This is a genomic window from Neobacillus niacini, assembly GCF_023715785.1.
GTDB lineage: Bacteria > Bacillota > Bacilli > Bacillales > Cytobacillaceae > Neobacillus > Neobacillus niacini_E.
This window is the reverse complement of the sequence record NZ_JAMBOX010000001.1, coordinates 241,433-256,045: the sequence shown is the minus strand read 5'-3', so window position 1 is coordinate 256,045 and position 14,613 is coordinate 241,433. Positions and strand designations below refer to the sequence as shown.

The 14,613-nt window shown below is 45.4% G+C and carries 16 protein-coding genes; all 16 read left to right on the top strand.

Annotated elements, in window-relative coordinates; all coding sequences use genetic code 11:
• Nucleotides 1-1,608 carry a flagellar basal-body MS-ring/collar protein FliF gene (gene fliF / locus M3234_RS01270; protein WP_262302940.1) on the top strand — a complete coding sequence of 536 codons (1,608 nt, stop codon included), beginning with the start codon at nucleotides 1-3 and terminating at the stop codon, nucleotides 1,606-1,608.
• Nucleotide 1,609: 1 nt separating this feature from the next.
• On the top strand, nucleotides 1,610-2,611 hold the full coding sequence (gene fliG, locus M3234_RS01265) for a flagellar motor switch protein FliG (RefSeq protein ID WP_262302939.1): 1,002 nt from the start codon (nucleotides 1,610-1,612) through the stop codon (nucleotides 2,609-2,611).
• Nucleotides 2,601-3,374 carry a FliH/SctL family protein gene (locus M3234_RS01260; protein WP_262302938.1) on the top strand — a complete coding sequence of 258 codons (774 nt, stop codon included), beginning with the start codon at nucleotides 2,601-2,603 and terminating at the stop codon, nucleotides 3,372-3,374. The genes fliG and M3234_RS01260 overlap by 11 nt, the downstream gene beginning before the upstream one ends.
• Before the next feature lie 25 nt (nucleotides 3,375-3,399).
• The gene (gene fliI, locus M3234_RS01255) at nucleotides 3,400-4,728 is read left to right on the top strand and encodes a flagellar protein export ATPase FliI (RefSeq protein WP_262302937.1); all 1,329 of its coding nucleotides are present in this window, start codon (nucleotides 3,400-3,402) and stop codon (nucleotides 4,726-4,728) included.
• Entirely contained in the window at nucleotides 4,725-5,168 is a 444-nt protein-coding gene (fliJ, locus tag M3234_RS01250; protein WP_262302936.1) for a flagellar export protein FliJ, read from the top strand. The genes fliI and fliJ overlap by 4 nt, the downstream gene beginning before the upstream one ends.
• A gap of 32 nt (nucleotides 5,169-5,200) precedes the next feature.
• On the top strand, nucleotides 5,201-5,542 hold the full coding sequence (gene fliN / locus M3234_RS01245; protein WP_066321088.1) for a flagellar motor switch protein FliN: 342 nt from the start codon (nucleotides 5,201-5,203) through the stop codon (nucleotides 5,540-5,542).
• Nucleotides 5,543-5,558: 16 nt separating this feature from the next.
• The gene (locus M3234_RS01240; protein ID WP_262302935.1) at nucleotides 5,559-6,158 is read left to right on the top strand and encodes a hypothetical protein; all 600 of its coding nucleotides are present in this window, start codon (nucleotides 5,559-5,561) and stop codon (nucleotides 6,156-6,158) included.
• A gap of 17 nt (nucleotides 6,159-6,175) precedes the next feature.
• Nucleotides 6,176-6,913 (top strand): flagellar type III secretion system pore protein FliP, encoded by a 738-nt coding sequence (gene fliP / locus M3234_RS01235; RefSeq protein WP_262302934.1) that lies wholly within the window; start codon nucleotides 6,176-6,178, stop codon nucleotides 6,911-6,913.
• A 76-nt stretch (nucleotides 6,914-6,989) separates the two neighbouring features.
• Entirely contained in the window at nucleotides 6,990-7,259 is a 270-nt protein-coding gene (gene fliQ, locus M3234_RS01230; protein ID WP_262302933.1) for a flagellar biosynthesis protein FliQ, read from the top strand.
• Nucleotides 7,260-7,268: 9 nt separating this feature from the next.
• Nucleotides 7,269-8,045 carry a flagellar biosynthetic protein FliR gene (fliR, locus tag M3234_RS01225; protein ID WP_262302932.1) on the top strand — a complete coding sequence of 259 codons (777 nt, stop codon included), beginning with the start codon at nucleotides 7,269-7,271 and terminating at the stop codon, nucleotides 8,043-8,045.
• Nucleotides 8,045-9,097, top strand: a complete 1,053-nt coding sequence (gene flhB / locus M3234_RS01220; protein WP_262302931.1) for a flagellar biosynthesis protein FlhB — start codon at nucleotides 8,045-8,047, stop codon at nucleotides 9,095-9,097. The genes fliR and flhB overlap by 1 nt, the downstream gene beginning before the upstream one ends.
• Before the next feature lie 68 nt (nucleotides 9,098-9,165).
• Nucleotides 9,166-11,214, top strand: coding sequence for a flagellar biosynthesis protein FlhA (gene flhA, locus M3234_RS01215; protein WP_262302930.1), 2,049 nt, complete (start codon nucleotides 9,166-9,168; stop codon nucleotides 11,212-11,214).
• Entirely contained in the window at nucleotides 11,215-12,333 is a 1,119-nt protein-coding gene (locus tag M3234_RS01210; protein ID WP_262302929.1) for a flagellar biosynthesis protein FlhF, read from the top strand.
• On the top strand, nucleotides 12,287-13,237 hold the full coding sequence (locus M3234_RS01205; RefSeq protein WP_262302928.1) for a MinD/ParA family protein: 951 nt from the start codon (nucleotides 12,287-12,289) through the stop codon (nucleotides 13,235-13,237). Before M3234_RS01210 ends, M3234_RS01205 begins: the two co-directional genes overlap by 47 nt.
• Nucleotides 13,238-13,253: 16 nt before the next feature.
• The gene (locus M3234_RS01200; RefSeq protein ID WP_262302927.1) at nucleotides 13,254-13,973 is read left to right on the top strand and encodes a sigma-70 family RNA polymerase sigma factor; all 720 of its coding nucleotides are present in this window, start codon (nucleotides 13,254-13,256) and stop codon (nucleotides 13,971-13,973) included.
• 159 nt (nucleotides 13,974-14,132) lie between these two features.
• Complete coding sequence (locus M3234_RS01195; protein WP_262302926.1) at nucleotides 14,133-14,585, top strand: PilZ domain-containing protein; 453 nt, start codon at nucleotides 14,133-14,135, stop codon at nucleotides 14,583-14,585.
• Nucleotides 14,586-14,613 lie beyond the last annotated feature (28 nt).

Genomic DNA, 14,613 nt, shown 5'->3' with positions numbered 1-14,613 from the left:
ATGAATCAAAAAATCACCGATTTCAAGGAAAAATTCTCGCAGTTTTGGAAGAATGCGAGTAAAAAAAATAAAACTTTGTATATTGGGACGTTTATCCTGTTGGCCGCCATCCTAAGTTTAACGATTTTCTTTATGGCCAAACCCAACCTGGTGCCACTTTATGCCAATCCTTTAAGCCAAAAGGAAATCGGCGAAATTAAGGGAGTTTTGGAGAAGCAAGGCGTTACCGATTACGAAATCACAAACAATGGCACGCAAATCCTCGTGCCAAAAGAGGAAGCAACCGACTTGGTGGTCAATCTGGCTGCGGCGGGTTATCCGAAAGGCGGCCCGATCAGTTTTTCCGAGCAGACGAAGGATTTGAAGTTCGGGGTCACTGACCGTGAACTAGACGCCATTGAGCGGGAAGTCATTCAAGGGCAATTAGCCAATTTAATGACGAAAATAAGCGGAGTGGAACATGCCGAGGTGATGATTACTCTTCCAAAGGAAAGTGTATTTATCAGGCCGGCGGAAGAAGGAAAGGCGAGCGCCTCCATTATCGTCGACCTCGAACCAGGCTATGAATTGGAAAAAAAGCAAATTAAGGCACTCTACCATTTGGCGTCAAAGAGTATCCCCGACTTGCCGGAAGAAAACATCGTGATTACTGACCAAAATGGCCAGCTCCTAGGTTTGACCAACTCCGAGGATGCTGCCCTTGAAGGCGTGGAAAGCTATGAAACCCAGCGGGATATCAAGCAGAAGATCGAAGCGGATATTCAGCGAAGCATCCAGCAATTGCTTGGCACCATGCTTGGACAAGATAAGGTGCTGGTTCAAACATTTGTGAAGCTGAACTTCGATAAAGTGAAGACCCAGCAAAACTTGGTCGAACCGTTGAATGAGGATAAAGGGATTGCCGTTAGTGTCGAAGAGGTAACAAAAAGCTACAGCGGCGAGGGTGCCGTCCCAGGGGGTGTTGGTGAAACCGGGGAAGGAGATGTTCCGGCTTACGCCGCTAGCGGCAGCACCGGTAAGAATGATTATGAGGAAAAAGTAAACCGTGTCAATTATGAGGTGAACCGGATTACAAAGGAAATGGTCGAAAGCCCGTATTCCATCGAGGATTTGACGATCAACATCGGCGTCGAGCCGCCGAATCCAAAAAATCCGGCGTCCTTAACACCGGAAACTGAGGAAAATATCCGGAACATCCTCGCGAATGTGGTTCGAACGGCTATCAAAGACAATAACAACTTAACAGAAGCCGACCTTAATAACCGAATCACTGTGTTTCCTCGCGAGTTTGCCGGTAAGAAGGATTTGGCGCCTGCTCAAGCGGACGAGCCAACAATGGATTCTTATCTCAATTATATATGGATTGGCGCAGCGGCCTTGGCGTTGCTGTTAGGGGGTCTTGTTACCGCGGCATTAATAAGACGGAAAAAGAGAAACGAGCTTGAACTGGCATCGGAATTTTTAGAAGTGAAAAAGCTTGACGAATTCGAGTCCGCTTTAAATAAAAAAGAATCAGTCAAAAAGGAATTATCCGAGCTGGCCGGAAAAAATACCGAGGAATTTGTGGACCTCTTGCGGTACTGGTTAAAGGAAGAAAAGGAGGGATAACATGCGAAAGTTAACGGGAATTCAAAAAGTCGCCATTCTATTGGTTGCTTTAGGAAAAGAGGAGTCGTCTGCGATTTTGAAACAATTGAATGAGGATGAAGTGGAATTAATTACAAAGGAGATTGCCCATCTCCAATGGATTGACACTAAGGTCAAGGAAGATGTGTTGAATGAATTTTTCAATCTTGCCTCGGAACGGCAGGTGGTTTCCACCGGCGGTGAACATTTTGCCAAGGATGTGCTCGCTCTTTCCTTTGGCGAGGAGAAGGCCAAGGAGATGCTGAACAGATCTTCGGAACGGAATCAAAAGAAACCATTTTCCTTTGCGCAACGGGCTGAGCCCGTACAAATTTTAAACCTGCTGCAATATGAAAATTCCCAAACAATCGCTCTTGTCCTTTCTTATTTGGAACCGAAAAAGGCTTCAGCCATCCTTGCAGCTTTTTCACCGGAAAAACAAGCGGAAATTGCCACCAAAATTGCCTTGATGGATACCGTTTCCCCTGAGGTGGTACGGCAGGTTGAGGAAGTGCTTCAGGAAAAGCTGTCGACGACAACGTCTCAGGATTACTCCGTGAACAACGGCATTGACAATATTGTTAATATCCTTACCGGTGTCGACCGCAGCACCGAAAAGCATATTTTAGAGGCTTTATCGCAGCGGAATTCCAGTCTTGCTGAAGAAATCAAAGGAAAAATGTTTGTGTTTGAGGACATTGCCTTTCTTGATAACCATTCGATTCAGCGGATTTTGCGCGATGTTGATGGGGAGGACTTGTACCTAGCGTTGAAAATGGCCAGCGATGACCTAAAGGATGCCATATTTAAAAATATCTCGAAACGCCGCGTCGAAATGCTTGAGGAGCAAAGTCAATTCGATCGTCCTGTCCGCATTAAGGAAGTAGAAGAAGCACAAGGCCGGATTGTCGGAATCATCCGCAGGCTTGAAGAGGAAGGCTCGATCATTATTGAACGGCGAGGGGTAGAAGAAGTTGTCATCTAATCTTTTTAAAGCAACGTCGATATCGCCGGTTGTCGAAACAAAGTACTTGGCTGTAAAAAAAGAAATCGAATCATTAAACTCCGGCCCTTTTGCAGAGGAACTCTTACAAGATGCAGAAGAGCGGGCAGCTGAAATCATCCGTGAGGCACAAGAATTAGCTGCCGCAGAAAAAGTAAAAACCGAACAGGAGCTGGCAGCATGGAAGCTTTCTGAACAGGAAAAGGTCATGCAGGAGCTTGAGGAAATCAAACGCCGGGGCTTCAATGAGGGGTATGCCGAAGGGCTGCAGCAATCCCAACTAGACTATGCCGGCCGAATCGGGCTGGCGCAGGAAGTATTGGATAAAGCGTATGAAGAGAAGAAGAGCATTATTAAAGAATCCGAACCGTTTGTCATTGAATTGGCGGTAAACATGGCGGCAAAGGTGATTCAAAAGGAATTGGCAGCGAATCCGGAAACCCTCATTCACCTCATTAAGCAAAGCTTACTGTACTCCAATGAACGGAGCATGATTTCGATTTGTGTCAGCCCGGAGGATTACGAGTTCGTGCAAAATCAGCGCCAGCAATTGCTGGAATCGGTCGAAGGCCAGGTCGAGGTGAAAATCTTACCGGAGCATTCGATTGAGGAAGGAGGCTGCGTGATTCGAACCTCCTACGGCAGCATCGACGCCAGAATCGATGTCCAGCTGAAAGAAATCAAGCAGGCCTTATTGAAAACATTACGGGATGATGCCTATGAACAAGCTGTTGAAAGCGAATAGTCAAATGCGAGTGGGATGATTTTGGATGAACAAGTTATTAAAAATTGAGCGATACTTGCAAACGCTGCAGACGATCAATCCGATTAAGTTTAACGGGAAGGTCACGCAGGTTATTGGCCTAACCATCGAATCACAGGGACCTGACGTAAAGCTTGGCGATGTTTGCCTTATCTATCCCTCCTCCTCGGAACAGCCGTTAGAGGCAGAGGTGGTCGGCTTTAAGGGGAACCGGGTGTTATTGATGCCGTTAGGTGAGCTAGTTTCGATTGGTCCGGGCTGTGAGGTGGTGTCAACCGGAAAGCCGCTGACAGTCAAGGTAGGCATGGAATTATTGGGCAAGGTACTCGATGGCTTAGGTAAACCGATGGATGACAGTCCCTTGCCGTCAGGGTTAATCGAAGTGGACACCAACAACAACCCGCCCAACCCATTGAAGCGGCCGAGAATCCGTACCCCTTTGAGTGTCGGGGTGCGAGCGCTGGATGGGCTGCTCACTATCGGAAAAGGACAGCGGGTTGGCATTTTCGCTGGGAGCGGTGTTGGAAAAAGCACGCTGCTAGGCATGATTGCCAGAAACACCAGCGCCGATGTCAATGTCATCGGTCTCATCGGCGAACGCGGCCGCGAGGTGCTGGACTTTATCGAGCGTGACTTAGGCAAAGAAGGCTTGGAACGGTCAGTCGTTATTGTGGCTACGAGCGATCAGCCGGCATTAGTTCGGATTAAGGGGGCCATCATTGCGACGACCATTGCGGAATTTTTCCGCGACCAAGGCTTAAGCGTGAACCTGATGCTTGATTCGGTTACCCGCTATGCGATGGCACAGCGTGAGATTGGCCTGGCGATTGGCGAGCCGCCGACAACGAAAGGCTATACGCCATCTGTGTTCGCGATGCTCCCGAAGCTGTTGGAACGGGCCGGAACCGGACCAAAGGGGGAAATTACCGCTTTTTATACCGTTTTGGTCGACGGCGATGATATGAACGAGCCGATCGCCGATACTGCACGAGGCATCCTGGACGGACATATCGTGCTCGACCGCAAGCTGGCACAGCTCGGGCATTTCCCGTCCATCAACGTGCTAAACAGCGTAAGCCGGGTGATGAAGGATATCGGGACTCCAGAGCATCTTCACGCCGCAGAAAAAATAAAACAGTATATGGCTGTTTACCAGGAGGCAGAGGATTTAATAAAAATCGGTGCCTATAAACAAGGAACGAATGCCGAAATTGATTTGTCCATTAAGTACAAAATTTGGATAGACCGCTTTTTAAAGCAAGGGGTCAATGAAACGTCCAATTTAGATGAAGCAATAATGACAATGATTCAACAATTTGGAGTGATGGCTGAATGAGTTTCCAATTTCGATTTGAAAAAATTTTAACGATGAAGGAAAAAGAAAAGGAATCGGCTTTAAATGAGATGAATGTGGCGAGGAAAACGAAGGAACTCGCCGAACAACAGCTGCTGGAGCTTGTGAAAAGAAAAGAGAGTTATTTGCGAGATTACCAGACTTCTATGCGAACGTCGTTGACGGTCACGGAAATTCAGGAACGCGAACAATATCTGCTTTTTCTTAACAAGCAAATCGAGAGGGAGCGAACAAAGGTCGAAAATTTGACGCGAGAGCTTGCTTTGAAGAATCAATTGCTGCTGGCAAAAAATCAAGAGGAAAAAATGTGGTCGACGTGGCGGGACAAATCCTATGATGCCTACGCCGAGAATCTTAAGCGCGAAGAGCAAAGCGTGTTGGATGAGATGGCGGTCATTCGGTATTTTCATCATAAAAACTAGTTTACAAGAAAGCAGAGAGGGAGTCCATGTTTATGAGTGAAAAGCAAATAAAACAAATTAAAGCGGTCCAATTTGCCCCTCTATTTGAAGAAACGAAATCAACAACCAGCGGAAATGAACTTCATTCGATTGAAGATGTAAACCTTCAATTAATTGTCGAGCTAGGTAAGACCCAGCTGCGGGTGAAGGAGATTTTGAAAATGAAACCAGGTGTCATTATTCCAGTCGACAAGCTTGCCGGCGAACACGTCGATGTCGTCATCAACGGTTCCGGGATTGCCGAGGCCGAGGTGGTCGTCGTCGATGAAAAGTTTGCGATTCGGATCACCGATATCGTTTCCAAGCAGGAACGCGAAGAAAGAATGCACGATTAAATTAGAGGTGAGTCACTTGCAACCAGTAGTAAAGAAAGTCATCCTGGCCTTTGTCATCGTGCTGTCCTTCTCATCGCTCTCCAACGAGAAAGTGGCGTTTGGAAAGGAAGGCCATACGGTATATGATGCATATTCCAACGACAAAACAAATCCGGACGCCGTTCAGGGGACTTCTCCGACAACTGTGACACAGCCATCACTTGTCCCGTCTTTTCTAAAATTCATTTTTTCATTTGCGGCGATTATCATTCTTTTGCTGCTCTGTTTGAAATTTTTAAAAGCAAGATCGAAGTATATCCCGTCACAAGGCCCGTTTCATTCAATGGGAGGATATCCGCTGGGCTCGAATCGCTCGTTGCAAATGCTGATGATCGGGAAAACCTTATATATTTTAGGAATCGGCAATGAGGTCCGCCTGCTGCGGACGGTTGAACCTGGACAGGAACAAGACCTGATCTTGCAGTCGCTTGTGGAGGAAACGGACAGTAAACAAAAGCTTAGCCTGCCTTCTTTTTTCAAAAAAAAATCGCAGACCGAGGACTGGGAACAGACCTTCATCACCCAAATGAATCAAGTGAAACAATCGAGTATTCCGATCAACAAACTAAAAGACTAACAATGGCGGAGATTCAGTTGGTAAAAAAAATCGCAATTCTTATACCTTTCATGTTTTTCATGTTTCATGATGTCGGCTTTGCTGCGCTCAACTCACCGATACCCGGTTTGAATACATCCTCTGAGCCGCAGGCAGTAGCCTCGTCAGTTAAAATCATTCTATTATTAACCGTTCTTTCGGTGGCGCCAGCCATTTTGCTGCTGATGACCTCGTTTACGAGAATTGTCATCGTGTTGTCGTTTGTCCGGACATCGTTAGGCACCCAGCAAATGCCGCCCAATCAAGTCATTATTGGTCTGGCGTTGTTTCTGACGATGTTTATCATGGGACCGGTTTATTCGGACATCAACCAAAACGCATTCCAACCGTTTATCGATGGCAAAATCTCGCAGGAGCAGGCCTTTGACACTGCCAGCAAGCCGCTTAAGGAATTTATGGCAAAGCAGACAAGAGAAAAGGACCTAAATTTATTTTTGGATTATACAAAAAGCGAAAAACCGAAAACGATTCAAGATATCCCGATTACCGTTCTTGTGCCAGCATTCGCGATTAGCGAACTAAAAACGGCCTTTCAAATGGGGTTTATGATCTTTTTGCCGTTTCTCATCATCGATATGATTGTATCTAGTATTTTGATGGCGATGGGGATGATGATGCTCCCGCCGGTGATTATCTCTCTCCCATTTAAAATTCTATTATTCATTTTAGTAGACGGCTGGCATTTAATCGTCAAGTCGTTGCTGGTCAGCTTTTAGGGGGTCAGTCCCCATCGGTTTACGTATAAACGCACTGGGGGTCTGACCCCAATAGAGAAAGAAGGTTTTCAACATCATGACACCGGAAATGGTATATGAAGTAGCGAAGCAGAGCGTGTTTGTCACGATACTGGTGGCAGCACCTATCTTGGGCATCGCGTTGATTGTCGGCCTGGTTATCAGTATTTTTCAAGCCGTTACCCAAATTCAGGAGCAAACGCTTGTGTTTGTCCCGAAAATCATAGCGGTGTTTGCCGGATTATTGTTATTTGGGCCATGGATGCTGCGGCATCTATTAAACTTTACCCAAAACATCTTAGCCAATCTGTCGCAATATGCCGGGTAGGGGAGCAAAATGGAATGGCTAAATCAAATTCCGGCCTTTTTACTTATCTTAGTGCGTATCAGCAGTTTTTTTATCACTGTTCCAGTCTTCATGATGAGGACGATTCCTGCACCGTTTAAAATCGGCCTGTCCTTTTTTCTTGCCGTTCTCGTAGCAGTAGCCATTGCCCCGGCCCCGGTTCCGGCATTCTCAGGCAACTTTATTGTGTTGCTAATCAAGGAAGGGATGATCGGCTTAGGCTTGGGATTCATCGCTTCTGTTCTATTTTATGCCGTTCAATTGGCGGGAACGTTCATTGATCTCCAGGCAGGTTTTGCGATGGGTGCGGTTTACGACCCACAATCGGGTGCAAATGTAAATTTAACAGGGCGATTTAAAAATGTATTGGCGACCTTGTTTCTTCTAGCGGTGGATGGGCATCATTTGCTGCTTCAGGGAGTTCTTTACAGCTATCAATGGATTCCAGTCGACTCGCTAGTTCCGGCCTTGCTGGACGGGAGAATCTCCACACTCATGCTGGAAACATTTAAGAACTCCTTTGTGATTGCCTTCTTAATGGCGGCACCGATCGTTTTTACGTTATTTTTGGTTGATTTAGTGCTGGGCATCATCGGGAAAACGTCACCGCAAATCAATTTGATGGTAGTCGGATTTTCCGTGAAAATCGGTGTCCATTTTATTGTTTTGCTGTTGGCACTTCCGAGTTTCTTCTTATTACTAAATACCTTGATTTCACAAATGAGCGAATCACTCAACCAAATGATTCGGATTATGGGGGCGTCTTGATGAGCGGAGAAAAAACGGAAAAAGCCACCCCCCAGAAACGGAAGGAAGCCAGGAACAAAGGTCAGGTAGCCAAAAGTATTGAATTTTCTTCTTCACTTATGTTGCTGGCGTTTTTTCTATTTCTCCTTGTTTATGGAAAAACGGTTGGAGTCAATCTGCTGCTGTTGTTTCATGACCTTTTTTCTTCCTATTTAACGGTCAGTTTATCACCTGAAAATATCCAGCAGCTTTTTACTGACTTAAGCCTGCTATCGTTAAAAATGGTAGTGCCGATCTTATTGGTGTCATATATAGCAGCATTATTTTCGAATTATATTCAAATCGGTTTCTTGTTTACAGCCGAAAACTTTAAATTTGACCTGAAAAAATTGAACCCAATCGAAGGGGCTAAGCGGATTTTTTCGATGCGCTCTGTTGTGGAGCTGTTGAAAAATATCATCAAAATTACAGTGATGGCGCTGGTTTCCTATTTTCTTTTAAAAAAGGAAATCATGACCATCCTGCATTTCCCCCAAATGAATGTGGCACAGGTGGTCGGATACCTGTTTAACTTAATCGTGAAACTTGGGATCGTAACTTCGATTGTATATGTGGTCATTGGAATTGCCGATTTTATTTTTCAAAAATATGACCATGAAAAGAAGTTGAGAATGTCGATTCAGGATATCAAGGATGAGCACAAAAAGAGCGAAGGGGACCCGCTTGTGAAAGGAAAAATTCGTGAGCTGCAGCGGCAAATGTCGATGAACCGGATGATTCAGGACGTGCCAACAGCTGATGTTGTCATCACGAACCCAACCCACTACGCCATCGCCATCTCCTATGATGCAAATGCCGGGAAGGCGCCGGTTGTCATCGCTAAGGGTGTTGACTTTATGGCGCAGAAGATTAAAGAAATGGCCAAAGAAAACGGCGTCATCATTTCAGAAAACAAACCGTTGGCCCGCGCTCTCTATTCATCCGTGGAAATCGGCCAGGAAATCCCAGAGGACTTATTTAAAGCGGTCGCCGAAATTCTTGCTTATGTGTATCGGTTGAAGGGCAGGTTCTAGGGGAAGGACCCGCTGGCTTACCGTAATGAACACAACGGGGGTCTGACCCCGAGAAAGAAGGTGAACAGATGAAATTTAAAGATATTTCCGTATTGCTCGGCGTCTTATTGATTGTTGTCATGATGGTTATCCCCTTGCCTACGATTTTATTAGATATTCTGTTGATTATAAATATCTCGCTGTCAATCACCATTCTATTAGTGGGAATGAATACGAAGGAACCTTTAGATTTCTCTATTTTTCCTTCGCTGCTCTTATTAACGACGCTGTTTCGGCTGGCGTTGAATGTATCCACAACGCGTTCGATTCTTTCGCATGGGGATGCTGGAACGGTGGTTGCAACGTTTGGAGAATTTGTCATCGGCGGGAATCCCGTCATTGGCTTTATCATCTTTTTAATTTTGATTATTATTCAATTTTTGGTCATTACGAAAGGATCGGAACGTGTCGCTGAAGTGGCAGCACGTTTCACTCTGGATGCGATGCCGGGGAAGCAGATGAGCATTGATGCCGATTTGAACGCCGGCCTTATAAGTGAAAAAGATGCCCGGGCACGGCGTGAAAAAGTCGGCCATGAGGCTGATTTCTACGGGGCCATGGACGGGGCCAGCAAATTCGTCAAAGGGGACGCAATTGCCGGGATCATCATCCTGTTTATTAACGTTATTGGTGGATTTATCATTGGGATGACGATGATGGGGATGGATTTTGCCCAAGCAGCGAGTACGTTCACCTTGCTTTCCGTCGGTGATGGGCTTGTCAGCCAAATTCCGGCACTGTTAATTTCAACGGCCACCGGGATTATTGTCACGCGCGCTGCCTCCGACGGCAACCTTAGCGATGACTTAACCCGTCAGCTATTCAATTATCCGAAGCTGATTTATGTTGTGGCCGGCTGTATCGCGTTATTCGGCTTGGTTACCCCAATTGGCATCTTTTTAACATGGAGTATTGCCGGCTTGCTTGTACTTGCGGCCTATAAAATGCAAAAGGCGAAGGAGAAAGAGGCCGAAGAATTAGATGAGATCGCCGAGGTGCCGATGGAAGAGGAGAATAGTCCGGAAAATGTCCTTAATTTGCTTCATGTCGATTCGCTAGAGTTCGAATTTGGCCTAGGGCTGATTCCGTTAGCGGACGTATCCCAAGGCGGAGATATTTTAGACCGGGTGATTGCCATCCGCAAACAGATTGCCTTGGAACTCGGTCTGGTCATTCCAATTATCCGGATCCGCGATAATGTCAATCTCGAATCCAATCAGTATGTCATCAAATTAAAAGGAAACGAGATTGCCAGCGGGGAGATTTTTCTCAACCATTACTTAATGCTGGCGCCAGAAGATGAGGACCACGGCATCACTGGAATCGAAACAACCGAGCCAACATTTGGACTGCCGGCGCTATGGATTAGTGAGGAAATGAGGCAGAAGGCTGAAATGTTCGGCTTTACTGTTGTCGACGCCTCTTCGGTGATTACGACCCATCTCGCGGAGACGATTAAACGCTATGCGCATGAGATTTTAGGCAGGGAAGAAACAAAACAGCTCATCGATAAGGCAAAGGAGCATTACCCTTCTTTAGTGGAGGAATTGGTGCCGCAGCTGTTATCAATCGGACAAATTCAAAAAGTATTTCAAAAACTGTTGAAGGAAAAAATATCCATCCGAAACCTGCCGACCATCTTAGAAACACTGGCCGATTGGGCCGTTTTCACCAAAAATCCGGATTATTTGACCGAATATGCCAGGCAGGGCTTATCCCGGCAAATTACCGGCCAATTGGCAGTTAATAAAATGATTCAAGTGATTACAGTAAGTGCCAGTGTGGAAAAGGTGATTACCGAAAGTATCCAGGAAACCGAGCAAGGCATTTATTTATCACTCGATCCGCAAACGATTCAGCAGCTCGTTTCTTCCTTAAATGACACGATTCAACAGGTGGTACGCGCGGGAATTCAGCCGGTGATCATGACGTCACCCACTATTCGGATGTATCTTAAGCAAATAGTCGAGCGCATCAATGCCGATATTCCAGTGATTTCGTTCAACGAGCTCGAATCCGATGTCGAGGTGCAAAATATTGGCGTTGTTCAATTTCAACAGGTTGAGGTGGTTGCCTAAATGAAGATTAAACGATATATCGTCGATTCACTGCCGCAGGCCGTCCAGCAGATTCGCCTAGAGCTAGGGGAAAACGCAGTGATCTTGAATACAAAAGAGATTAAAATAGGCGGATTTTTCGGCTTTTTCCAGCGGAAGCAATTAGAAGTGATTGCCGCTTCTGAGGTGTCGGAGAAAAAGGCCGCGGAAAATGAAGAACCAACGGAAACGGAAGTGCTAAAGCGTCTTTCCAATATGGAGAAGCTGTTGGAGAATTTTTCAAAAGACAGCAGCGATGGTCCAGCTCAGGGAAAGCTCGCGAAATGGCTGGAACGGTTAAAGGACCAAGAGGTTGACCTGGAAGTCATCCGGTTTATTGAGAAAAAAGTGCTCACGCAAATGCCTGCGGTGGAGGATTTTACCGAACAAGAGGTTCGAGATATCGTTCTCCTGACAATCACGAAGCTATTTCAGGATGGCATCGCTGCCGATGGGCTCGATCCAAATGTGAATATGATCACCCTGCTGGGCCCTACTGGAGTCGGAAAAACAACAACGATTGCCAAGCTTGCTTCCCGGCAGGTGCTCTATCAGCGCAAGAAGGTCGGCTTTTTAACGGCCGATACTTTCCGGATTGCTGCAGTGGAGCAGCTAAAGACGTATGCCAACATTTTAAATATCCCGATTGAGGTGGTCGAAAGCCCGGATCAGGTGGCGCTGGCCATAAGCCGTCTGCACAACTGCCAGCTGATTTTTATGGACTCGGCAGGTCGTAATTATCTTGAAGAGGTATATGTCGAGGACATGAATAAGCTGTTATCCCAGCCTGTTCAGCAGGAAAATCACCTGGTGCTCAGTATGACCTCGAGGTGGAAGGACATGAAGCAAATTATTGAAAAGATGAAATCGGTTCAAATTGATAAAGTGATCCTGACAAAGTGGGATGAAAGCACCTGTTATGGCGCCGCATTAAATTTAGTGTATCACTACCCCTATCCGTTATCGTTTCTATCTTTAGGACAAGGTGTTCCGGAAGACATCATGCTGGCAGAGCCTGAGTATATGGCGAAAAAGATAATGGGAGTCGATGAGGATGCAGGATCAAGCACAAAGGCTGAGAGAATTGTATCAGCATTTTAATAGTGGCAACGAGGGAAAAGCAACAACAGCTGTTTCGGATTCGAGCATGGGAAGAGATAGCACGACCATATCAACACAAAAAAAGGACAAATCCACAAAGGTCGTTTCCATCACAAGCGGCAAGGGCGGTGTCGGCAAATCAAATTTTGCGTTAAACTTTGCCCTCAGCCTAAGTGAGTCAGGAAAGAAGGTTGTCCTGATTGACTTTGATATTGGTATGGCGAACCAAGAAGTTTTGCTGGGGATGACGCCGAAATATCATCTGATCGATATGGTGAAGTCGAGGAAGTGCATTTGGGACGTGCTAGAGACGGGGCCAAATGGCCTGGAGTTGATTTCTGGCGGGAACGGATTTGAGGAAATTTTGGATTTAAGCGATGCCGAAACCAATTACTTGTTTGAGGAACTGGAAAAACTTCAGGGATACGCCGATATCGTTTTGTTCGATACCGGTGCCGGATTATCAAAGGAATCGCAGCGCTGCCACTTGGCCGCGGATGAAATTATCCTTGTCACCACACCGGAACCGACGGCGATTACCGATGCTTACTCGGTGATAAAAATATTGCATCTCCAGAATTCATGCTTGGATGTACGGTTAGTGGTCAACCGTGTCGCCAATTCCAAGGAAGGAATGGCGATAGCCGGCCGAATGCGGACGGTGACCAAACGATTTTTAGATAAAGAGATTGATATTCTTGGATTTTTACCGAATGATGGGCTCGTGTTTCAATCTGTCCTGGATCAGAAGCCGTTTTACTTAAACTATCCGAAGTCCCATGCCGCCAAATGGATGAAGGATTTGACGGGGATTTATTTAAATGGGAATAGCGGTCAGCGCCCAGTTGCAGCAGGCGGTATCAAAGGGTTTATCCAAAAGATGTCTCAATTCGTCAGAATCTAGGGGAGGTAAAGGAAAGTTGAATCTGCAGTTTGAAGAAGAGTTATTTGACCGTTATCTTCCATTAGTTCACAAAATCGTTAAGCATACAAAGAGAAGCCTTCCTCTCCATGTCGAGGAGGATGAACTGCTTTCGTTTGGGATGATGGGTTTATTGGACGCCTTCCGAAAATACGATAAGCGTGAAAATGTAAAGTTTGAAACCTATGCGACCCAGCGGATTCGCGGTGAAATATATGATGGGCTTCGCCGCAACGATCCACTCTCACGAACGTTAAGGAAAAAAGAAAAGGAAGTCATGAAGGCGTTCGAATATTTAGAGCAAAAGTTTTTCAGGCAGCCTTCACTTAAGGAAGTGAGTGATTATTTACAAATCAGTGAAAAGGAATGCAAAGACATCCTCATGAAGGCTTCCTTTGAAAAACAAACCTCGTTAGACGAGCCGGTGGATAACGGGGATGAAAACCCATTAAAGATTAACTTGCTTTCTGATGATGCTGTTGTCGAACAGTCAATATTAATAGTAGAAAAAGAGCGCAGCGAGCTTCTAACGTCGCTCATCGACGAATTGCCGGAGAAGGAAAGGATCATTCTCTCGCTCATATATTACGAGAATTTAAGTATGAGTGAGGTCGGACAAATTCTCGGACTGCACAAATCGCGAATATCCCAGCTTCATATGAAAATCATCAAACGGTTAAAGCAAGCCTTTGAAAAAGAATATCTTGAAAACGAATGAGAGTGTCCAAAAAACTAGGTTTGGGCACTTTTTTTTGTTAAAATCTATGACTAAAGGACTATTCAACTGACCAAAAATGACCGTTACTAATATTAAATACTTACTTAGATTACATTTCTATTTGTATTCTTCAAAAAAAGATTAAGGGGATTAACTAGAATGGCTTTAAAGGTGTTTGAACTTGTAGTGCATGCCCCGAGTAGGGCGGGAGAACATGATCAAGAGTATGTAAGTACTCCAAAAAAGGAAATAACCAGTCACGATCACGCCAATTCGTTTCGAATAAAGATTCCATCTCCAATAGAATCAGAGCTGACGCTGCTAAATGTAGATGCAGACTTGGAAAATATTGAGGTCATCATTGAAAATCTTGGGTCGGGCGGATTAAGGTTTTTATCTAACTTGCATTTAGAGCTCAATCAGGAAATTATTTTTTCATTTGATTCAGAGTTCTTGGGAGAAAAAATCCATATTCCCGGTCTGATCATCTGGACGGAAGTGATATCTGATGGATTGTATCAGTATGGCGCCCATTTTGAAACCCCAGAACAAACCCGGTCGTTTTTAAACAAATTGCTGGGTTACGAAGAGAGCCCCTTATCCTTGGACTAGGGGCTCAAAATATCTCATTCGATTAATA

Coding starts and splice junctions, on each gene's coding strand:
- flhB (WP_262302931.1), top strand. CDS start 8,045: ATGAGCGGAGAAAAAACGGAAAAAGCCACCCCCCAGAAACGGAAGGAA.
- fliJ (WP_262302936.1), top strand. CDS start 4,725: ATGAGTTTCCAATTTCGATTTGAAAAAATTTTAACGATGAAGGAAAAA.
- fliG (WP_262302939.1), top strand. CDS start 1,610: ATGCGAAAGTTAACGGGAATTCAAAAAGTCGCCATTCTATTGGTTGCT.
- M3234_RS01205 (WP_262302928.1), top strand. CDS start 12,287: ATGCAGGATCAAGCACAAAGGCTGAGAGAATTGTATCAGCATTTTAAT.
- fliN (WP_066321088.1), top strand. CDS start 5,201: ATGAGTGAAAAGCAAATAAAACAAATTAAAGCGGTCCAATTTGCCCCT.
- fliF (WP_262302940.1), top strand. CDS start 1: ATGAATCAAAAAATCACCGATTTCAAGGAAAAATTCTCGCAGTTTTGG.
- flhA (WP_262302930.1), top strand. CDS start 9,166: ATGAAATTTAAAGATATTTCCGTATTGCTCGGCGTCTTATTGATTGTT.
- M3234_RS01195 (WP_262302926.1), top strand. CDS start 14,133: ATGGCTTTAAAGGTGTTTGAACTTGTAGTGCATGCCCCGAGTAGGGCG.
- fliR (WP_262302932.1), top strand. CDS start 7,269: ATGGAATGGCTAAATCAAATTCCGGCCTTTTTACTTATCTTAGTGCGT.
- fliI (WP_262302937.1), top strand. CDS start 3,400: ATGAACAAGTTATTAAAAATTGAGCGATACTTGCAAACGCTGCAGACG.
- fliQ (WP_262302933.1), top strand. CDS start 6,990: ATGACACCGGAAATGGTATATGAAGTAGCGAAGCAGAGCGTGTTTGTC.
- M3234_RS01210 (WP_262302929.1), top strand. CDS start 11,215: ATGAAGATTAAACGATATATCGTCGATTCACTGCCGCAGGCCGTCCAG.